Source organism: Azospirillum sp. RU38E (genome assembly GCF_900188385.1).
Classification (GTDB): Bacteria; Pseudomonadota; Alphaproteobacteria; order Azospirillales; family Azospirillaceae; genus Niveispirillum.
Genome location: NZ_FZOI01000017.1, coordinates 51141 through 74827 on the forward strand (window position 1 = coordinate 51141; position 23687 = coordinate 74827).

The 23687-nt window shown below is 63.7% G+C and carries 1 protein-coding gene; it reads right to left on the reverse strand.

Features of this window, described 5'->3' with window-relative positions:
• Positions 1 to 128 precede the first annotated feature (128 nt).
• The gene (locus CHB97_RS20980; protein ID WP_089289969.1) at positions 129 to 23687 is read right to left on the reverse strand and encodes a filamentous hemagglutinin N-terminal domain-containing protein; all 23559 of its coding nucleotides are present in this window, start codon (positions 23685 to 23687) and stop codon (positions 129 to 131) included.

Genomic DNA, 23687 nt, shown 5'->3' on the forward strand with positions numbered 1-23687 from the left:
AACTCTCTGTGGATCAAGAGGCAGACGGGCAGAAAGAATATCGGCTTTCAGCCCGTCTGTTATACGACTTATGCGAACAGGCAACTGAGCGCCCTTATACCATCGGTTGGGTGCCGATACAGGGGAATTTAGTTCTTCCTGCCTTTTTCCTCGTCCGTCACGGAACTGGATGGGGTCGAACCACCATTCTGGCCCGTGGTCTCACCCTGGGCCGGCCCGGTGGCGGCGCCGGTTGAAGCCCCGCCCGACGCCTGACCGGATACGGCACCCGTCGACGGGGCCGTTGAAGCCGGCGCATTTGTCAGAACGGATGGGCTGGCGGCCCCCTGTACGCCACTTCCGATGGACCCGCCATTGCTGACCACCGGTGCGTTACCGCTGGTGGTTTCCAGCACCTGCGGGGTACTGCCGGCACCCAGCGTATTGACAGAGGTGAGAACCTGCGGGGCCTGATACGCCGCCAGCGCATTGGGGGTGACACCGGCGCTGGTGACGGTCCCGGAGAACAGCGCCGTGACGGTGGGCGTGCTGGGAACCGGGGTCTTCGGCACGATGACGGAAACAACCTGCGTCACCGCGTCCACCTGACCCCATGGCGTACCATTGATGAAATAGGGCGCAGAACGCAGGGGGCTGTTGATCACCGTTGCCGCCTGGGCGCCGCTGCTGGCACCGATGCTGCCGAACATGCTGGCCGATCCAGCCGTCGGTACGGCCAGCGTCAGTACCTGGATGGTCTGTGCCGGCGCACCGCCACTGACACCGATCACCAGCGCACCGGTACCCGACGACAGGGTCAGGTTGGTGCTGGCACCGGTCAGACCCGGCATGGTGATGGTACCGCTGGTGCTGATCGATGCCGCCCCAGCCGGCAGTTCCGCCGGTGCGGCGAAGCTGATGTCGCCCACCGTGACCACCACGCTGGAGGGCAGCAATACGCGTGCCCCGCCCGCCTGGGTAAAGCCGGTGGCGGCCTGTACAGCGGCACCGGTGGCAAAGCTGATGACGCCGGTGCCGCTGTTGCTCGTCAGGTTGATCGCGCCTGTAGTGGCGGTGGTGATACCGTTGAAGGTGATATTGCCGCCTGTCGCACGCAGGCTGCCAACGCTCACGGCGCCGTTGAAAGCAATATTCCCCCCATTGGCGGTGGTCAGGGTCAGACTGGCGCCACCATTGCTGTCCACCGCGCCGCCAAAGGTCAGCGAACCGGCATTGCTGCTGAGGCTGGTGGCCCCGACCAGGGTTACCGGACCGCTATAAGTCTGGGCGCCCGTGCTGTTGACAGCGCCGCTGAGCGTGCTGCGGCCGCTGACCGCCACGGACTTCAACAGAGTGCCGGAACCAACCCCGCCCCGGATGATGCCATCGCCTGTAATGGTCAGGGACTGAGCACCAGAGGCCTGCCCGTCAGCGCCCTGATTCAGGGTAACGATGGTACCGCTCAGCACGGTATCCGTTCCCAGCACGGCGCGTTCACCATAGGTCTGCACCCCGTTGGTGGTGATCGTGCCGCCATCCAGCGACAGCGTTCCGGCCGCATCCGTGACCAGGCTGGCCAGATTGGTGACCCCACCGAAGCGGGTCAGGCCGGCGCTGTCCACCGTCACGGCAAAAGCGCCGGTCAGCGGTCCGGCAAACAGCGCGTCGCCAGTGCCGGTGGCAAAGCGGGTGGCCTGCCCCAGCGTGACGGTACCATTAAAACGCTGAGATCCGCTGGTGGTGATGCCCCCGCCATTGATGGTTGCGGCTCCATTGACCTCCAGCCCGGTCAACGCCGTCCCGGCCCCCACCGTGCCGGCGAAGCTGACCGGACCGGTGACGGACAGTCGGTGTGCCCCATCAACACTATTGTTGAAGCTGATGGTCCCGCCCGAGAGGGCGATATCACTGCCCAAGGTCACAGCCCCGCCATAGGTCTGTGCTCCGCTGCTGGTCACATTGGCGTTCAGGGCGGTGCCGCCGCTGACGGAAAGACCGGAGAGCGCCGTACTCGCTCCCATTGCCCCGGCGATGACGGCATCCCCCTTGATGGTCAGGCCGAAGGCCCCGTCGGCGCCCTGGCTCAGGGTGACGGTGCTGCCGGTCAGGGTGGTATCCGCCGCCAGGGTCAGGCGCTCACCATAGTTCTGCGCACCTGTGGTGGTGATGCTGCTGCTGGCCAGCGACAGGCTGCCGGCGGCATCGGTGGTCAGGGAACCCAGCGTGATCGTCCCGCCGAAGCGGGTGACGCCGGCGCTGTTCACTGTCAGCCCGGCCGGGCCGGTCACGGCATCCTTGAAATTCACCGAGCCGGCCGACACCAGCGTGCCCCCGTTCAGTGTCACCGTCCGACCATAGGTCTGCGCCCCGCTGGTGATGACACTGCCGCCATTCAGCGCCGTGTTGCCGCTGACATCGACAAAGCTCAGGGCACTGTTGGCCCCCATGGCACCGCCAAAGGCGGCATCGCCGGCAATGGTCAGGCCGAAGGCACCGTCGGCGCCCTGGTTCAGGGTGACGGTGCTGCCGGTCAGGGTCGTATCCGCCAGCAGGGTCAGGCGTTCACCATAGCTCTGCGCACCTGTGGTGGTGATGTTGCTGCTGGCCAGCGACAGGCTGCCCGCCGCATCGGTGGTCAGCGACGCGACGCTGATGGTACCGCCAAGGCGGGTCAAGCCGGCACTGTTCACCGTCAGCCCGAACGGCCCGGTCACGGTACCTTGGAGGTCAACGGAACCTGCGCTCAGCAGGCTGTTGGCCCCCAGCGTCACCGCCCCGCCGAAGCGCTGGGTCCCGCTGGTGGTGATGCTGCCACCATTCAGCGCCGTTGCCCCACTGACATCCAGCCCGGCCAGGGCCGTACCGGCACCAACCGCGCCGGTAAAGCTGGCATCGCCGCGGATGGCCAGGGCAAAGGCCCCATCCAGGGTGCTGCCCAGGGAAACAAGCGTCCCGGTGAGTTGCGTATCGCTGGCCAGGGTGACGGCCCCGCCATAGGTCTGCGCCCCGCTGGTGCTAACCGACGTGCTGCCCAGCAGCGTGCTGCCGCTGATGGAGAGCCCGGACAGGCTGCTGGTGCCACCCAACTGGGCATTGCCGGTGATGGTCAAGGCATGGGCGCCGGTGGCACCCTGGCCCAGGGTCACCGTGCTGCCCGTCAGGTTCGTAGCCCCCGTCAGGGTCACCTTGCCGTCGAAGCGCTGGCTGCCATTGCTGATGACAGCGCCGCCCAGCTGGCTGGTGCCGGAAACGGACAGGGATTTCAGTGCCGTGACACCGCCCAGGGCGCCGCCACTGACCAGATCGCCCTTGATGGTCAGGGCGCTTTCCCCTGGTGCCGCCAGGGCCCCATTGGAGGCTGTTGCGACGGCAACACCATCGGCGCCCTGGTTCAGGGTGACGGTGCTGCCGGTCAGAACGGTATCCCCCGCCAGCACAGCCCGCTCGCCATAGCTCTGCGCACCGCTGGTGGTGATGGCGGGACCGCCAATGAACAGGCTGCCTGCCGCATCGGTGGTCAGGCTGGCCAGTGTCACAGCATCCTGGAAGCGGGTTTGCCCGGCGGCATTGATCGTCAGCGCGGCGGTACCGTTCACCGTGCCGTTGAAGCGGACATCGCCGCCGGCTGCCAGCAGATTATCCGTTCCCACGGTGACGGCACCATCATAGGTCTGCGCGCCGGAGGTGATGACGGTGTCGCCCGCCAGCCGGGTGGCTCCACTGACCATGATGCTGGTCAAGGCGGTCGCCTTGCCCACCGCCCCACCAAAGACGGCATCGCCGGCAATGGTCAGGCCGAAGGCACCGTCGGCGCCCTGGTTCAGGGTGACGGTGCTGCCGGTCAGGGTCGTATCCGCGGCCAGGGTCAGACGCTCACCATAGTTCTGCGCGCCGCTGGTGGTGATGCTGTTGCTGGCCAGCGACAGGCTGCCCGCCGCATCGGTGGTCAGCGACGCGACGCTGACGGCCCCGCCGAAGCGGGTGACGCCAGCGCTGTTCACCGTCAGCCCGGCCGGGCCGGTCACGACCCCCTGAAGGTCAACCGATCCGCCGGACAGCAAGGTGGCACCCGCCAGGGCAACGCCCCCGCCATAGGTCTGTGCCCCGCTGGTGGTGATACGACCGCCATTCAGGCTGGTGGTGCCGGTGACAGTGAGGGACGTGAGCGTGGCCTTGTCCCCCACGGTGCCACCGATCACGGCATTGCCGTTCAGGCCCAGGCTGAAGGCGCCATCGGCCCCCTGGGCAAGGCTGATACTGCCGCCGGTCAGTTCCGTATTGCTGGCCAGGATGATGACCCCACCATAGGTCTGCGCCCCGCTGGTGTTAATCGTGCCGCCACTGATGGTGGTCGCTCCACTGACCTCCAGCCCAGTCAGGGCCGCCGCCGTCCCCACCGCCCCGGCGATGACGGCATCACCTTTGATGGTCAGGGCGCGGGCACCGTCGGCGCCCTGGTTCAGGGTGACGGTGCTGCCGGTCAGGACGGTATCCGCCGCCAGGGTCAGGCGCTCACCATAGTTCTGCGCACCTGTGGTGGTGATGCTGCTGCTGGCCAGCGACAGGCTGCCGGCGGCATCGGTGGTCAAGGAACCCAGCGTGATCGTCCCGCCGAAGCGGGTGACGCCGGCGCTGTTCACTGTCAGCCCGGCCGGGCCGGTCACGGCATCCTTGAAATTCACCGAGCCGGCCGACACCAGCGTGCCCCCGTTCAGTGTCACCGTCCGACCATAGGTCTGCGCCCCGCTGGTGATGACACTGCCGCCATTCAGCGCCGTGTTGCCGCTGACATCGACAAAGCTCAGGGCACTGTTGGCCCCCATGGCACCGCCAAAGGCGGCATCGCCGGCAATGGTCAGGCCGAAGGCACCGTCGGCGCCCTGGTTCAGGGTGACGGTGCTGCCGGTCAGGGTCGTATCCGCCAGCAGGGTCAGGCGTTCACCATAGCTCTGCGCACCTGTGGTGGTGATGTTGCTGCTGGCCAGCGACAGGCTGCCCGCCGCATCGGTGGTCAGCGACGCGACGCTGATGGTACCGCCAAGGCGGGTCAAGCCGGCACTGTTCACCGTCAGCCCGAACGGCCCGGTCACGGTACCTTGGAGGTCAACGGAACCTGCGCTCAGCAGGCTGTTGGCCCCCAGCGTCACCGCCCCGCCGAAGCGCTGGGTCCCGCTGGTGGTGATGCTGCCACCATTCAGCGCCGTTGCCCCACTGACATCCAGCCCGGCCAGGGCCGTACCGGCACCAACCGCGCCGGTAAAGCTGGCATCGCCGCGGATGGCCAGGGCAAAGGCCCCATCCAGGGTGCTGCCCAGGGAAACAAGCGTCCCGGTGAGTTGCGTATCGCTGGCCAGGGTGACGGCCCCGCCATAGGTCTGCGCCCCGCTGGTGGTAACCGACGTGCTGCCCAGCAGCGTGCTGCCGCTGATGGAGAGCCCGGACAGGCTGCTGGTGCCACCCAACTGGGCATTGCCGGTGATGGTCAAGGCATGGGCGCCGGTGGCACCCTGGCCCAGGGTCACCGTGCTGCCCGTCAGGTTCGTAGCCACGGCCAAGCTGATGGCTTCGCCATAGGTCTGAACGCCACTGGTGGTGATGGTGCCGCCATTAAGGTTCAGCGTGCCGGCCGCATCGGTGATGACGGCCGCCATGTTCATGCCGGCGGCGGCGAAGCTGGTCAGCCCACTGCTGTTGATGGTCAGGGTACCCAGGCGGCTGGTGCCGCCCACGGCTCCGATAAAGACCACATCCGACGCACCGGCATTGATGGTGAGATCGGAAGTGCCATCGATGGTGCCGGCAAAATTGATCCGCCCGCCCGTGGTGGTCAGCACCTGACTGCCGTTCAAGGTGACGGCCCGGCCATAGGACTGGCCGCCGGTGGTGGTGACGGCACCGCCATTCAGCGTGGTGCCGCCGGTCACCGTCAGGCTGGCCAGGGTCGCACCGGCCCCACCTTCCAGCACAGCATCGCCGGTGATGGTCAGGGCCTGGTTGCCTGTGGCCCCGTTGCGCAGGCTGACCGTGCTGCCGGTCAGGCCCGTGTCACCGGAAAGGGTCAGCAGCCCGCCGAAACTCTGGCTGCCGCTGGTCTGTACCGTGCCGCCCAGCAGATTGGTGGTGCCGCTGATGGCCAGATCGACCAGCGCATTGCTGGCGCCGACATTGCCGTTGATCACGGCATTGCCGTTGATGATCAGGCTGCCCTTACCATCGGCGCCTGCGCCCAATGTGACGCTGGTGCCGGTCAGGGTGATGCTGGTGCCATCCAGCCGCAGCAATTCGCCATAGGATTGGCTGCCGGTGGTGGTGACGCGGCCGGCAATATCCACGGTGCCGCCGGCATCCGTTTCCAGACCGCCAATCTGCACCGCCCCGCCGAAGCGGGTGACGCCGCTGCTGTTCACCCGCAAGGTGCCGGGGCCATTCAGCGCCCCGCCAAACTCAACCCCGCCGCCGGCGGTCAGTATGGTGGAAGCACCGATGGTGCCGCCGCCCTGATATTTCTGATCGCCCTTGGTGGTGACGGAACCGCTCAACACCGTGGTGCCGCTGACGGTCAGGCTGGCCAGGGCAGAGCTGTTGCCGACGGTGGACTGCATCACCAGATCGCCCTTGATGGCCAGGGCATGGCCCCCCTGGGCCCCCTGGACCAAGGTGATGGTGCTGCCGGTGAGAGAGGTATCACCGCTGAGGACCAGGACCTCCCCGTAATTCTGCGCGCCGACCGTGGTCATGGTCGGCCCACCCAGATCCAGCGTACCGGCGCTGTCGGTCTGGATGGAGAAGGCATTTACCCCAATGGCGGAAAGCTTGGTCAGCCCGCCGCTGTTGATCACCAGCGCGCCAAGGGCCTGGCTGGCACCCACGGCACCGTTGAAGCTGACATTGCCGGCCCCGGCGTTGATGGTCAGCGCCTGGGTACCATCCAGGCTGCCATTAAAGGTGATGGCCCCGCCATTGCTGCTGATAAGGGTGGCCGCTGCCAGTGTCGCGGCCCCATTGCTGGTGAAGCCACCGCCGGCCGTGAAGCTGCCCGACAGGGTGGTGGCATCGTTATAGGTCTGCGCCCCGCTGGTGCTGACGTCAACAAAGCTGCTGCTGCCACCGGCATCGGTGGTCAGGCTGGCCAGGGCGGTGCTGCCACCCAGGGCAGCGCTGACCGTGACGGCACCGCTGCTGTTCAACGCCAGCGCCTGGGCGCCATTGATCGCCGCATTGATGCTGATGCTGCCAGCATTGATGGTCGTGGCACCCGCCAACGTGACCGGGGCGGACAGGGTGAAAATGCTGGCATTGTAGTTGCCATTCAGGCTGCCACCGCTGCCGGCCAGGGATTGCGCCCCGCTGGTGGTGACGGACAGGAAATTGATGCTCCCGCCGCCATCGGTGGACAGGCTGGTCAGGGCCGTGCCAGCACCGATGGCAGCCTTGGCCGTGATGGTGCCGCTGCTGTTCAGCGCCAGGGTCCGCGCACCGTTGACGGCTGCCTCGAACCCGATATTCCCGTTGCCGCTGGTAACGCTGGTATCACCCGCCAGGGTCAGCGTGCCCTTGGTGGTAAACGCGCCGCCACCAGTGCTGTAGGTGCCGTTCAGGGTGGCATCATCACCATAGGACTGGTTGCCGCTGGTGCTGACAGACAGGGCCGTGGTGGTGCCACCGGCATCGGTGGTCAGGCTCTTCAGCGCGCTGGTGCCGCCGACGATGCCGGCAAGGCTGGTCGCCCCGCTGCTTTCCAGCCGCAGATCCTGCGCGCCATCGACCGTACCGGCAAAGCGGATTGCCCCGCTGCCGGTGCTGACCAGGATATTGCCGGCCAGTGTGGCCGCGGCATTGGCGTTGAAGGCGGCGTTGCTGGTGCGATAGGTGCCGTTCAAGGCGACGGCATCATTATAGGTCTGCGTGCCGCTGGTGGTGACATTGGCCAGCGTGCTGCTGCCCGGCGCATCGGTGGTCAGGCTGGTCAGGGCGCTGCTGCTGCCGACCGGACCGGACAGGCTGGTCGCACCGCCGCTGTTCAGCACCAGTGCCCTGGCGCCGTCCACCGCCCCGGTGAAGCTGATGGCACCCGTCCCGGTGGAGACGAGTGTATCCGCCACCAGCGTGACCGCACCGGCAAAGCTGGCCGCACCATTGCCGGTGCTGATGTAATTGCCGCCGATGGTGGCATTGTCCTGGATATTGATAATGCCGGTGGTGGTGACATCGCGCAGGGTGCTGGTGCCGCCGGCATCGGTGATCAGGCTGGCCAGCGCCACCGTGCTGCCAACGGCAGTGGCAAAGCTGGTGGCACCCTGGCTGTTGGCGACCAGGGCAAAGCCGCCATTCACGCTGCCCTGGAAATTGATCGCCCCGGTCCCGGCATTGATGCTGCTGTTGCCACCCAATGTTGCGGTGGTCGCTGCGGTGAAGGCACCATTGCCGGTGCTGTAGACACCGTTCAGCGTCACGGCGTCATTGAAGGTCTGATCACCCTTGGTGCTGATCGAGCGGACGCTGCTGCTGCCACCGGCATCGGTGGTGAAGCGGGTCAGCGCCTGGTTGTTGCCGACATCGCCCGACAGCTTGGTGGTCCCGGTGCTGTTCAGCGCCAGGGCATAGGCCCCGTTGATGGTGCCGGCAACGCTGATATCGGCGGTGCCGCTGGTGGCGGTGCTGTCGCCCGTCAGCATCACCGCATCGCCAAAGCTGATGGCACTGTTGCTGGTGGTCAGCGTGCCATTGATGGTGGCCGCGTCGCCATAGGTCTGGCTGCCTGTGGTGGTGACGGACAGCACACTGATGCTGCCACCGGCATCGCTGGTCAGGCTGGTCAGGGCCTGGCTGCCGCCGATGATGCCGGTAATGCTGGTGACACCGCTGCTGTTCAGGGTCAGCGACTGCGCCCCGTTGATGGTGCCGGCAAAGCGGATGGCACCGGTGCCGCTGCTGACAATGGTATTGCTCCGCAGCGTGACAGGGCCATTGAAGGTCACCGCACCATTGCCGGAAGCATAGGTGCCGCCGATCGTTGCCGTATCATTATAGGTCTGGGTGCCGTTGGTGGTCACATTGAACAGGGTGACGGTGCCACCAGCGTCGGTTGTCAGCCCCTTCAGGGCAGTTGTGCCGCCGACATCCGCCGCAAAGCGGGTGGCCCCGCTGCTGTTGACGGTCAGGCTGTAGGCCCCATTCACCGTGTCCTTGAAGTCGGCCGCACCGGTTCCGGTCGTGACACTGGTGTCGCCGGTCAGCGTCACTGTCTTTTCAGCGCTGAAATCGCCGCTGCCGGTGTTGTAGGCACCATTCAGGGTGACAGCATCGTTGAAGGTCTGCACGCCGCTGGTATTGACGGACCGGAAGCTGCTGGTGCCGCCGGCATCGGTGACCAGGCTGGTCAGCGCCGTCGTGCCGCCCAGATCGGCGCTCACCGCTGTGGCACCGTTGCTGTTCAGGGCCAGGGTCTGTGCCCCGTTGATGGTCCCGCTGATGGCAATGCTGGCAGCATCGACGGTGGTGGCGCCGGCCAGGGTCACCGGCGCGGAGAGGGTGAAGGCACCGCCCGCCTTGTAGCTGCCAACCAGGGAGCCGCTGCTGCCGCCGATGCTTTGCGCGCCGGTGGTGGTGACGGATTTCAGGTTGACGGCCCCATTGGCGTCGGTGGTGAAGCTGGTCAGGGCCGTTACCCCGCCGACCACCCCATCAACCTTGGTGGTACCGCTGCTGTTCAGCACCAGGGCCTGGGCCCCATCGACGGTGCTGGACAGGGTGATATCGCCGGCACCGCTGCTGATGGTGCTGTCGGTGAGCAGTTTCAGCGCCCCGATAATGGTGATATTGCCGCCCGCCGCCGTCAGGCTGCCGCCGGTCAGGGTGATATCGTCATTATAGGTCTGGTTGCCGGTGGTGGTGACAGCCTTGCTGATCTCCGTCTTGCCGCCGAAATCGCTGGTCAGGCTGGCCAGTGCCTTGGTACCGCCGATGACGCCATTGAAGCGGGTGGTGCCGCTGCTGTTCACCGTCAGGGCAAAGGTGCCATCGATCGCGGCGAAATCAATGGTGCTGGTGCCGACCGACACGACCGTGTCGGCGGCCAGCGTCACCGCCCCCTTGGTGGTGAACGCGCTGTTCGTGGTCGTATAGGTACCGGCCAGGGTCACCGTGTCATTATAGGTCTGGGTTCCGCTGGTGGTGACATTCGCCAGAATGCTGCTGCCATCGGCATCGGTGGTCAGGCTGGTCAGGGCCGTGGTGCCGCCGACGGCACCAGTCAGCTTGGTGACCCCGCTGCTGTTCAGCACCAGCGCCTTGGCCCCGTCCACGGTGCCCGACATGGTAATGTTCCCGGTGCCGGCATTGATGGTGGTATCCGCCCCCAGTGTGGCCGCACCGGCGATGGTGAACGAACCATTGCCGGTGCTGTAGGCGGCACCATTCAGCGTGACCGTGTCGTTATAGGTCTGCGCTCCGCTGGTGGTGACAGTCCCCAGCGTGCTGGTGCCGCCGGCATCGGTGGTCAGGCTTTTCAGCGCGGTGGTGCCGCCGATCGTGCCGGCAATCTTTGTAGCGCCGCTGCTGTTCAGCGTCAGCGCCTGCCCCCCGTTCACCGTGCCGGACAGGGTGATATCGCCGACCCCGGCAGCAATGGTGGTATCGCCGGTCAATGTGGTGGCCCCGGCGATGCTGAAGCTGCCCCCGTTGGTCGTCAGGGTGCCACCACCCAGCGTCACATCCTCGCCATAGGATTGGGCGCCGCTGGTGGTTACGTCAGCGGAAAGCGTCAGCGTGCCGCCCTTGTTGGTGGTCACGCTCTTCAAGGCGGTGGTGCCGCCAATGGCACCGGTGATGGCCGTGGCGCCGCTGCTGTTCAGCGTCAGCGCCTGGGCGCCATTGACCGTGCCGCTGATGCTGATGCCATTGGCGCCGGCATCGATCACCGTATCGCCGCCAAGGATCACCGGGGCCGACAGGCTGAAGGCAGCCCCGGCAGTGTAGGTGCCATCCAGCGTCACGCTGCTGCCGGCATAGGTCTGCAGGCCGCTGGTGGTGACCGACTTCAGGCTGGCGGTGCCGCCCTTATCCGTGGTCAGGCTGGCCAGGGCCGTGGTGCCGCCGACAATGCCGGACAGGGTGGTGGCACCCGTGCTGTTCAGGGCCAGGGCATGGGCGCCATTAATGGTGCCGGTCACGCTGATGGCGCCGCTGCCGGCAGCCATGGTGACATCACTACCCAGCGTCACGTCACCGTTAAAGCCAATGGCCCCGTTGCCCGTGCTGCTGGTCAGGTCGCCATTGAGCGTGACGGTCGCATCGCCATAGGTCTGTGCGCCCGTGGTGGTGACGGCCGCCAGCGTCAGGCTGCCGCCCTTATCGGTGGTCAGGCTGGTCAGGGCGGTGGTGCCGCCCACCACACCGGTAAAGCTGGTGGCACCGCTGCTGTTGACGGTCAGCGCATAGCCGCCGTTCACCATGCCGCCAAAGCCGACATTGCCGCTGCCGGCATTGATGCTGGTGGTCCCGGCCAGCGTGGCATCGCCGTTTACGGTAATCGCCGCATTGCTGCTGGCATAGTTGCCATTCAGAGTGACGGCATCGCCATAGGTCTGCGCCCCCGTGGTGGTGACCGACTTGAAGGAGGCTGTGCCGCCCTTGTCAGTGGTCAGGCTGGTCAGAGCGGTGGTACCGCCCACCATACCGCTGACCACGACAGAACCCGCGCTGTTGAAGGTCAGCGCATGGGCACCATTTACCGTACCGGACAGGGTGGCGGTGCCGGTACCCAGCGAGAAGATGGTGTCGCCGGCCAGGGTGGTGGCCCCGGTGATCGTCAGATTATTGTTGGTGCCGACCGAATAGGTGCCGCTGGTGGTGACCGCGCCGGTGTAGGATTGGCCCGCCGTGGTGGCGACACCCGCCAGATTGATGCTGGCCGCCGTGACCGACAGGCTGCCCAGCCCGCTGGCCGCCCCGCCAAGGGCCACCGCGCCCGTGCCGGCGGTGATCGTCACCTCCTTCAGCCCGGTGCCGGCATCCAGCTTGCCGGTGATGGACACATCGCCATTGCCGGATGTCGTATTGATGCTGCGGGCCAGGACCGTGGCATTGCCCAGGTCCAGGTCGCCGCTGACGGTCAGCGATTTGGCCGTGAAGCTGCCATCGGTGGTGACATTGCCCTTATAGCTCTGTGCCCCGGTGGTGGTGATGGAGCCGCCCAGCGTGATGGTGGAGCCTTGCACGGAGAAGCCAGAACGGCTGGTGTCGCTGCCGCTGGTCGTATAGGCCTTGGTCAGCGTGACATCGCCGCCGGCCGACAATTTCACATTGCCGCTGTTACCGGCGACAAAGCCATCGACCATGTTTTCATCGGTGATCGTGCCGGTGGTGGTAACCTCGATATCACCATTCTTGGTCTTCAGGTCGCCCAGTTCAAACTTGCTGCCCGACAGATAGATGCCGCCGGTCCCGGTGACCGTCGCCGATACCTTGGTGAAGGTGGTGGCGAAGGCCTTGTCTGCGGTACCGACGCCGCTGGACGTGGTCATGTTCAACGCCAGACCCGTGAGGGTGGAGCCACCGCTGGCCGACAGGATCTTGCCCGACGCGGCATTCAGGGTCAGCGTGCCGGTGCTGTCGGCATTGATGGTATCCAGCGTCAGATCACCGGTCGTCGCCGTCAGGGTGATGGTGCGGTTCTTGCCACTGGCCACCACGCTGTCAGCGGTGAAGGCCAGATTATTGGTGAAGCTGATATCGCCCTTGGCCCCCAGCGTCAGGGCACTGACGGTGCCCGTATTGCTGACGGTCAGGTTCTTGTCAGTCCCAGTCAGGCTGATATTCAGCTTGCCGGCGCTGGTGGTCAGGCTGGTATTGCCCCCGGCCGAACCGCTGACCAGAACCAGTTCCGCCGCGGTGATGGAGAGCGCGCGCCCGCCGCCGCCGGTAACAATGTCGGTGGTGCCTTTCAGCGTGATGGTGCCGGTGGTGCTGAAATTGCCGGAAGAGGGCAGGGTGAGCGTCCCGCCGCTTTCCAGCAGCAGGCTGCCACTGGAAAGCGACAGGCTGTCAATAGACAGGTCGCCCGCCGTCTTGATGAAGGCCGATGCGCCGGTGCCCAGGGTCAGGGCACCGCTGGACAGGGTGGAACTGCCGGTGCCGCTGTTGGAGATGGAGACGACAGCACCCGCCTTGGCAGCCGACAGGCTGGCAATGCTGGAAACCTTGACCAGCACGGGCGAGCCGGCACCGGTGGCAAGGTCGGTCACAGCACCGATATCGCCATTGGTGGCGGTCAGCGACAGCTTGCCGGCAATGATATGCGTATCGGTGCCGCTGATCAGGATATTGGTTGCGGCGGTGATGCTGGCCTTGCTGTTGCTGGGGCTGCCGGAGGAACTGGTGGTGCCGGCATAAAGCTTGGTGACGGTGACAGCACCGCTGCTGGTGCTGATGGTGACATCCTTGTCCAGCCCATCGGTACCCTGGGTGACATTCACCACCGCTACAGGACCGGCGGCCGAAACGCTGAGCGCGCCATTGGCGGCGGTCAGCGCCGTGCTGCTGGTGCCCAGGGCAATGCCGCTGCTGTTGCTGTCGGTGATATAGACGGAGCCCGCACCACTGGTGCCGCCGGTGATGGTGGCAACCTTGGTATTCAGGCTGCTGCTGGAAGTACCGATCCCGGTGCCGGCGGTCAGCGACAGGTTGGTGCCGGTGATACTGGTCGTGGCAATCCCGTCATCGACAATGCTGCCAGTCCCGGCATTCAGGGTGACGTCGCCACTGCCGGCATCCACCATCCCCACACGGATCAGGCTGGTGCCGCTGGACGAAACAGTGATGGCGCCACCGCCCGAGGTCACCAGCCCCAGATCAAGGGAAACGCCGGACCCGCCGGCAATATTGATGATGCCGTTATTACTGGACAGGCTGGTGATGGCCAGTTCCGTGCCAGAGGTCTTGAGATAGACGCCAGCACCGCTGGTGGTGGAACTGGCCTGAAGGCCGCGGCTGTTTACGCCGAGGGCGGCAACGCTGGAGCCGATATTGCTGCTGGTATTCAGCAGCACTGTACCACCGCTGATGCCGCTATTGCTGTTGCCCTGGATGATCGCGCCGCTGCGGTTGGTCAGCACCACCCGGCCATTGGCCATGCCGGCACTGACCGTGCCGGCCGTACCGCTGCTGCCGATGGTGATGTTGCCATTGGCTGTGACGTTGATAGCATTGCCGGCCGTATCATCGGTGATCGACAGATTGGTCAGCGTCAGCGCCGCACCGCTGGTCACATTGATGGAGCCATTCTTAACCCCAACCGTCAAACCGCCCACCAGGGCGCTGGTGAGGGCAAGATGGGCGGAGCCATCACCGGTTACGGTGGCCGCCACCGTAGACCCGTTGGAACCGCTGACCGCTGGTGCGATGCTCAGCGGACTGCTGGCACTGCCAATCCCCGTACCAGCCTTCAGATTGATAGCGGCGCTGGTGCCGCTGGCGGACAGCGCGATCCGGTTGCTGTTCAGCGCGCCGGCGGCTTCCAGCGTCAGCGTGTTGTTGCCCCAGGTGACAGCCCCATTCAGGGTCAGATCGCCCTTGGTGGTCACCACGGACAGCGCGCTGCCGGTGCTCAGGCTGCCGGTCGTCAGCGCCTTGCTGTTGGAGATATAGGCATTGGTGGTGGTGGACAGCGTCAGCGTATCAACATTGGTCAGCAGGGCGGCATCACTGGCGCCAATGCTGCTGCCGGTTTTGCTGTTGCTGTTGGTCAAGGTCAGGTCTTTGGCCGTGATGCCATCACCAACTTTCGCCATGGTGATGCTGTCAAACGTGGACTGGCCAAGCGTGGGTTTGACGGCCAGCGTCACGGCCCCGTCACCGACAGAAATGGTCCCCACCGACAGGCTGTTGCCATAGGTGGAATAAGAGAAATTGAGCCCCGTCTTGTCGGTTACATTGGTCAACACGCTGTCGGACGTATCCGAAGCGGTAAAGGTCAGGTTTGTCGCCGTGATGGACAGGCTGCCATTTGAGGCAGTGCTCGAACTGGCGGCGGCGCGGTCGATAATCAGGTCGGTCAGATCTTGATCGCTGCCGACATAAATATTGCCGGCCGTGTTCAGGGTCAGCTTGGTGGCTTTTGTCTTCACCCGCGTATTGCTGCTGGTGCTTTCACCAATCGACCCAGCCGTGGCTGACAAGACCACCTCCGCGGCATCAATCATGCTGGCGGTGGTGGACTTGATGGAGCCGGTGCCGGCGCTGATGGTGACCTTGTTGCCGGTGGCGGTCAGTGCGCCGGCCAGCGTGACATCCGTTACCGTCTGACTGCTACCGCCGCTGAGCACCACATCCCCTTTGGCGCTCAGGCTGGAAATAGTCAACCCACTGGTTTCTTGAATGTAAACGCCACCGCCCTTTGCATCAGCGGTCAGGGTGGTGGTGCCCTTGCTGTTTGCACTGGTCGAGAGTGCACTGCCGGCACTGCCAATGGAACCCGACGCCGTCAGGCTAAGGGTGCCAGAGCCGGAGATCTGGCCGCCCCCCAGGATGGAACCGTTGGTGACATTGATTGTCAGGGCAGCGCCGTTCAGGCTCAAGCCACCATCAGGATCGGTGGCCGTACCGATCTGAAGGTCACCGCTGCTGAACTTGATTTCACTGGTGTCAGCAACCTCGAAGCCAGAAATCTTGGCCGATTGCTTCAGGTCAACATAGGCGCCATTGTTGGCTGCCACCTTAAGCTGGGTCGTCGTGATGTCCAGCAATCCGCCGCCAGTGCCGCTGGCCTGGCCAACCATACCGGAACTGGAAGTCAGGGTGACGCGTCCAGCCTTAATGAAGGATGAGCCGTCAAGCTCCTGGATATTGGCGGACGAGTTGAGCGCAAACTGGCTTGCCCCGCCGATCTCCACCTCGTCCACGATGATGGCGCGGTCACTTTTGAAGCTGAAATCCATGCCGGACAGGTCACGGATCTGGCTGAATTGCGTGCCGGCAGCGTTGGTGTGCGTTGCCTGGATCTGCACAGCGCTGGCTGTGCCATCCAGAGCGGCGCTGACAATATCAAAGGTCCGGTTCGCCGTGTTTTTATCGCTGGCATTGGTCAGCGCCAGGCTATCGATATGGGTGCTGGAGGTGATGTAAACATCACCCTGTGTCTTCAGGGTCACCGTCGGCGTATCGATATAAAACCGGTTTCCGCTTGTCCCCAGATTGATGGCGTCCATCGACAGGACGCCCGCCTTGATATGGGAAAGCGAGCTATTGGCGCCACCAAAGATGGAACCGGCGGATTTCAGCGTCAAATTGCCCGTCTTGGTCACATCAATGATACCAAGCACCTGGCTGATCTGGGTATCAAAGGTGAAGTTCAGGCCCGTCGTATCTGTCAGTGCAACGGCATAGCTGGAGCTGCCGGTGATGGCGATGGTGGCGTTTGTGGAGGTCAGGCTATAGCTGGCCGCGCCATCGCTTGATGTTCTGCTGTTTTTGATGGACAGCGTCTGCAGGTCGGCGTGGTTGTCGATATAGACGCTGTCCCGGCTGTCAATGATCAATGCATTGGCATCGGTCTGCAGACTGTCGCTGCCATTTTGCAGAATACCACCCGTGGCCGTCAAACTGATCTGGCCCGCGGTCACCCTGGCGCTGCTGCCGGTGGTGGTGATGTTCTTGGTGGTACCGGTGGTGGTCAGGCTGAGCAACCGCGCTTTCTGGACGTTGATATCACCCAGGACCAGATTGTTATCGGTCTTGATCGTCAGATCAAGGCCGGTGGTGTCAATGAATTTTGTGATGGTGGTGCTGCCGGCAGCTGTACTGGACGGCATGTCGACAGTCAGGTTCTTGCCGGTGATGCCATAATTATTGGTGGAACTATGCTTCAGCACCCAATCGAATTTTGAAAGATCAGCGGCATTGTTGAAATAAACACTACCGCCACTGGTCAAATCCAGGGTCTTGCTGTCAATCTGCAAAGCGTCGCTGCTGGTACCGATGGAACCACCAGCGACGGAAAGAACAAGCGTATCGGCAACGATGGCCGCCATCGACCCGCTGGCCTGCGTGAGAGTACCATTATTGACCAGCAGCGTTACACCTGTCCCACTGCTTGACGAGTTGGGGTTGCTGAGTTTGATACCGTCCAGGGCAAGATTGCCGGTATTCTGATAGTTGACATTGCCGCTGGCATCGATTTTCAGCGTACCGACGGTGCCGAAGAATGTGTCCTGGCCGTCCAACGAATTGCCAACGCCAGAACCCGCAATCTCCAAACGACCAGCCGTGATAACGCTGCTGCTCTTGGTGGCATCAACACCCGACCCGCTGAAATTGCTTCCAGAGGTGGTGCCGGCTGTCAGTTTCACCGTCGCGGAGCCGACATTGACGTTGGTCACCCGCAAGGTCTTGGTGGAACTGACGGTCAGGTTCAGGCCGCTCTGGCTGATGCTACTCAACTCAAGGGCGGTGACAGCCTTATTCGAAATCACCTCATCAACCGTAAAGGTCAGGCCGGTGGAACTCAGCGAGTGAGTGTAGCTGGTGATGTTTTTCGTGAAGGTGAGATCCAGCGTCAGATCGGTCAGGCTGGTATCATTGCTGACATTGAAATCGCCGCCCGTAGCGATTGTCAGCTTCTTGGTGCTGGTGCTGATCGCCGTTCCGCTGTTACCAACCGCCGCCCCGGAATTCGCCTTGGTCGACAGAATGATCTCGCCTGCCGTCAAGGTACCGCTGCCCTGGATAATGGTGCCGGTATTGCCAGTTGCACCACCGGTGGAGGTCAGGTTGATCTTGCCGGTAGAGTTGGTTCCGGCCGTAATTCCCCCCGTGACCAGGGCACGGTCCATGAAGAGACTGAAATCCATCACGCCGGAACCGGTCTTGGCAATGCTGGCAGAGGATCCATTGTCGGTGAGGGTAACGGCCCGCCCTGTACCCAGGTTGCTGAAACTATAGCTATTTTTATCGGTGGTTGCCTGTGTCTTATGGGTCAGCACCAGACCCAGCGTCGTCAGATTCTTGGAGCTGTTATTAATGTAAACATTGCCGTTGCTGGTAATGTTCAGCGTCGCGGTGTTGGTTTTAACAGCCTGGCTGTCAGTCCCGATTGAGCCATTGCCGGTGCCGGTACCCGTGGCAAACAGGGTCACGGAACCGCCAAGGATGGCGCCACCAGCGCTCATCGTCATGTTGGAATTGGCGCCACCGCCTTCCGTCTTCAGCGTCACCGCACCCGTTGCAACGATTTCACTGACGTAAATGTTCTTCTTGCCGGTGAAGCTGAAATCGGTCGCCGATCCGGTAACGTCAACCGAAACAGTTGTACCACTGTCAGTCAAACTATATGCCGGACCGGAAGCGCCGGTGATGCCGAAAAGGCTGGAGGTGTCGGCGCCGGTCGTGCTGTTGGTACTGGTTACATCAACATGCGTCAGCGATGTTGTGCTGTTCACATAAATGTTACGCCCAGCGGTCACATTGATCTTTTTGGTATTGACCTGAATATTGTTGGCGCTGGTACCGATGGAATAAAGCGTGCCCGCCGTCAGGCTGACCGTGCTCGCCGTAATGGCGCCGCTGCCGCTATAGGTGACGTTGCGATCCGCTTTGACGCTGAAGGTGCCCTTGCCAACATCCGCCGCCCCCACCACCGCACTGCGGTCACCGCCGGCGACCAGGGTGAAGTTCAGGTCCGTCGCGCTGGTCAGGGTGGAGATTGTGCTGCTGGAGGAACTGTCGCTGAGCTTCACCGTCTGACCGGTGCCGGTGATGGTGAGCGACGAGTTGTTGCTGGGGCGGGTGATTGTCAGATCGGTGAAGGCCTGGGCGCCGGCAATGCTGGTCGTGCCGCTGACGGTGACATCCAGCTTGGCGGTGTCCAGCATCAATTGGTTATTATTACCGACCGCGCCCAGGCTGCTGACGGTGATCTTTGATCCCCGGATTACGGTACCCGCATCACCGTCATCATTGATCGCGCTGCCGCTGGAGATATTGCTGATGCTGATAGTGCCATTGCCACCATTGGCGATGACCTTGCCCAGAACAGCATTGGAATTGGTGGTGGTCAGCGCGATATCGCCGCCGGCCGTCACCTCGTTGAACTTGACCGAGCTGTTACCGCTGCTGGCGGCAAACTGGACAGCCACCTCGCCCGTGGTGGCGATGGCATCCAGTTCACCGGCACGGACGGCAAGGAAACTGGTGTTCGTGACAGAGCCGATACTGTCACTGGCCTTCAAGGTGACCTTGCCGGTGGCAGCAATCTGGTTGGTGGCCAGAATTGATCCGGAGACCGCTTCCAGCGTCACCGCGCCCGCCTGGGTACCGATAGTGCTGCTGGAGGCCTGCATATTGCCGGACAGCAGCTTCAGCACCACATCGCCGGAAACTGTGGCGAAACCAGTACCAATCCGGTCGCCATTGCCAATGCTCAACAGACCGACATTATCGACACCGATTGGGCGTTGTACCGTGACATAGATGCCGCCGGTCCCGGCGGTCAGATCGCTCGCAGTACCGGCAAGAACGGAGAGACCCTTGGCGGTGACATCAATATCCGCATTGGCCGTAACCGCACCGACATTGCGCGTGGCGTCCAGACGCACATAGCTTGCCAGCACGCCGGTGCTGTCATTGCCATCATCCAGAATAGCGCCATTCGTTGTCTTGAAGCCCACGACATTGCCGGTCGTGGTGCTGATTTGGGTGCCGACAGGCGTATAGCTATAGTCGAAGGCGCCGGTATTGACGGCGCCCAGGGTGATGTCGCGGTCACCGGTGAAGGCGAACATGTTCAGCCCGCCGACATCCTTGGCATAGCCGGTATCGATCAGGCGCTCAAACAGATAGCCGCTGGCGCTGTCCGTCACCCGGAAATCCAGATGCTGACCCGTTATGGCGTAGGTGTAATTGGCGCTGCTGTCCTTATGCGTGCTGGTAATGGTCAGGCTGTTGAAGTGCGCTTCATTGGCAATGACCAGATCGCCCGCCGTGACGACAGCCAGCTCTGTTGTCTTGATACCAAGGGCTTGGCCGGCCGCACCGACCCCCTCCGTCGCGGTCAAGGCAATGGATTTGGCATTCAGGAAGCTGGCGCTGCGGCCATCATCCAGAATGGCGCCAGCTGTGGTGGTGATGGTGGCTTTGGTGGCGTTTTCAATATCCAACCGGCCCAGCACCAGATTCTTGTCGCTGGTGAAGCTGAAACTGGTGATGAAGGTGCTGGAAAGCTCGCTGATGGTCACCGTGGTGCCATTATCGGACACGGTAAAGATCTGACCGCTGGAGGTCAGCGACAAGGCATTGGGCGTGGTGCCATTATGCTTGTTGTTGATGGTCAGGGAGGCCAGCAGCGAACCGGTATTGTTGATATAGATGTCACCTGTATTGGTGACACTCATCGTCTGGCCAGCCGTTTTCAGTGCCGTGGTGCTGTCACCAACGGCGCCGCCAACCTTCAGCGTGATAACAGCGGCGGACAGCAGGTTGCCCGCCTTGGTCACCAGGGCGCCGGAAAGGTCCAGGGTTGCAGCACCGCTGCTGGCAGCTTTAACCGACCCGTCCAGGGTGGTGGTTCCACCCTGGACATTGATGGTGATGGACCCTGTGCTGCTGCGCATATCCTTCAGGGTGACAGCACCGTTCTGGGTAACCGTCAGGGCGCCGACGGTGCTGGCGCTGATCGTGTTGGCCGTCGTCAGCAGTTCCACCGTGCCGCCAGAGCCGGTGGCCGTGGCGGTCACACTATCGCCAGTGATCTGCTGGTTGCTGCCGCCTGCCTTGGCAATGGTGCCGGTCGTTGTCGTCAGGGTGACATTGCCGGTACCAGCATTGACCTTGGTGTAAGTAATACCGGTGCCGGCGGAGACGTCGATATTCCCGGTGCCGCTGGCAATCGCCACATCGGTCAGGGCGGCACTACCAGTCGTCTTCAGGGAGATGTCGCCCCCATTCGCCGCAACGGTGAAGCTGGTCGACGTTTCCGTGGAGATGAAGGCGCCGCCCTTGGATGCGGTCGCCGTGACATTGCTGGCTGTGCTGGCCAGCAGCGGGTCAGTGGACGTGCCGATATTGCTGGCCGCCGACAAGGTCAGCGTGCTGGCGCGGATTTTGGTGCTGGCAACGCCATCATCCAGAATGGCACCGCCGGCGCTGGTCAGGGTCAGGCTGCCGCCGCTGGCAAAAGCCACATCCCCCACGGTCAGCGTACCGCTGGCGGTAATGGTGGCGCTGCCGCTGGCGGCCTGCAGGCGGTTCAGGGCCAGGGCCCCCGTATTATCAACCAGAACCAGTGTGCCGGCCTCTGCCGACAGGCTGCTGACCGTGGTCAGCAGGGCGGTACCGGTGGCCCCGATGGTGCCGTTGCTGCCCGTGCTGCCCTTGGCCACCATGGTCAGGCTGTTGCCGGTGATACGGGGGCTGGTGCCGGTGCTGGTGATGTTGCCGGCATTGGCCGTCAGGCTGATATCGCCGGTGCCCGCATTGATGATGCCGACCGCCAGGCCGCGATCAGCAGTAATGTTCAGCGCCAGATTGCCGGTAGAGGAAATATTGGTCAGCGTCAGGTCGCTGGCCCCATCCGTCGCCGTGAAGGTCAGCCCGGTGGCAGCGATGCTGTAGCTGTTGGTCGCCGTGGCGGACACATGGGCGGTGGTCAGCGACAGGCTGCTCAAAGCCTTGTCATTGGCAACAAAGATGTCGCTGCCGCTCTTCAGGGTCAGCCCGGACACACTGGTGGCGATGGCTGCACCGCTGGCGCCGATCTGGCCCCCCAGCGCCGACAGGGCGATGCTGGCGCCGCTCAATGTCGGGGTGGCACCGGAAACGTTGCTGATATTGCCGGTAATGCTATCAATTTTGATGGCACCCGCACCGGCATTGATATTGCCGGCCAGGCTGACACCATTGCCAGACAGCAGGGTGATATTGCCGCCATTGCTGGTCAGCTTGCCGATATTGGTCAGGCTGGACCCGGTCAGCGAGGCGTCGAGGGTGATGGCGCCGCCGGCGGTGGCAATCTCATGCGTCGCACTGGTGAAGGTGATGCCGCCGCCAGCCTTGGTGGAACGCAGGGTGAAGCTGTTGCTGCTGCCCGTCTTCAGGTTCAGGCTGGTATCCACCGTAATCAGGCCGGTCGCTTCCAGCACGATGTTGGTGGTGGCGTTGATGGCCTGCAGCGTGCTGGCGCTGACGGTGTTGGCGCCATTATCGGCGGTGGAGCCGGACAGCGTGCCACTGCTGATCTTGCCATCCAGCGTGCCCGACCCGCTGGAGACAATCTTCAAGGTCGCCGGGTCCAGCAGGAAGGTGCCTGTATCGCCCTGCGGGGCCGACAGATCGACACGGCCGGTCAGGGTGATGGTGTCATGGCTGGATACTTCGGCGAAGCCGCCATTACCGCCCGTGGCACCGCCCTTGGCGCTGATGCTGCCGGCAAAATCGGTGCGCTGTTCCGACAGAATGGTGACCGTGCCGCCATTGCCATGGTTCAGCGCGTCGGCCGCCATGGTTGCCCCTTCGGCGATGCCGACGCGACCGGCCGCCCAGGCGCCCTTGCGGTCGCCATTGCTGCCGATGGCGATGGTGCCGCCGCCCTGGTCGCCCGACGCATCAATATGCGTACCGGTGGCCACCTGAATATCGGCGGCATCCACGATCACCGTGCCACCGGTCTGGCCCGCCTTAGCGCCGCTGGCATCAACCGTGCCGGCGACCTGCACCTTGCCGGTACCGCCGGACAGCACGATCTTGCCGCTGCTGCCACTGATGCTGGTGGCGCTGATCACGCCATCGGTATTGATGACATTGTCAATAACGCCCTTCACCGCCCGGGCCGACAGCACCACGGTGCCGCCCTCGGCGGCGATCTGGCCGGAATTGACCACCAGCGCCTTGGCGGCCCCATCGGCCCCCGGCGCCAGATCGGTGACGGTGGAGCCAGCATTGAAGCTCAACAGCCCGTCACCCTGGAAATCCAGCGTAAAGCGCTGTGCGCCCCCCAGGGCCACCTTGCCCAGCCGGGCCTGGATGACGCCGGAATTCTGCACCGACGGGGCCACCAGGGCGGCAAGGCCGCTATCCTTGATGGAGATCAGCCCTTCATTGACGATGCCGGCATTCAGGTTGGTGGAAGCCTGGTTGAAGGCATATTTGCCGGCCAGGAAATCAGCATCGCTGATATTGGCCGTGGTGGCCACCAGCCCGCCGACATCAACGCGCGACCCCTTGCCGAAGAACACCCCGTTGGGGTTGACCAGCATCACCGTGCCATTGGCGGTGATGGAACCGAAAATGGCCGAGGGATCGGAGCCGACCACCCGGTTCAGTGTCACCGACTGGGCATTGGGCTGCAGGAAATTCACCGTCTCGCCCGCGGCGATGGAGAAACCCTGCCAATTGATGATGGCCTTGTCGCTGCCCTGGATGATGTTCAGGGTCTGCGGTGTGGCCGCGACGATGCTGGCCTGACCGGCCACCACGGTGCCGCCGGTGGGGTTTGCCCAGGCGGCCTGCGCGAAGATGGAAGACAGCGCATAGGCGAAGCCGCCCATGGTCGCCACCAGACCGGCACGGCGCTGGCGCCGGTTGCCGCGCGGTGCCTTGCGGGCGGCCGCCAGCAGGGAGGCGGCCGACGCCAGCAGATTTTCGCGCAGATTATGCCGCTGGCGCTGGAAGCCCGGCAGGTCGGTTGCGGAGAGCGGACGGGAAAAGCGATGGTTCTTCAT

Bases quoted from the DNA above. Each gene is read 5' to 3' on its own strand.
- CHB97_RS20980 (WP_089289969.1), bottom strand. From the start codon at position 23,687: ATGAAGAACCATCGCTTTTCCCGTCCGCTCTCCGCAACCGACCTGCCG.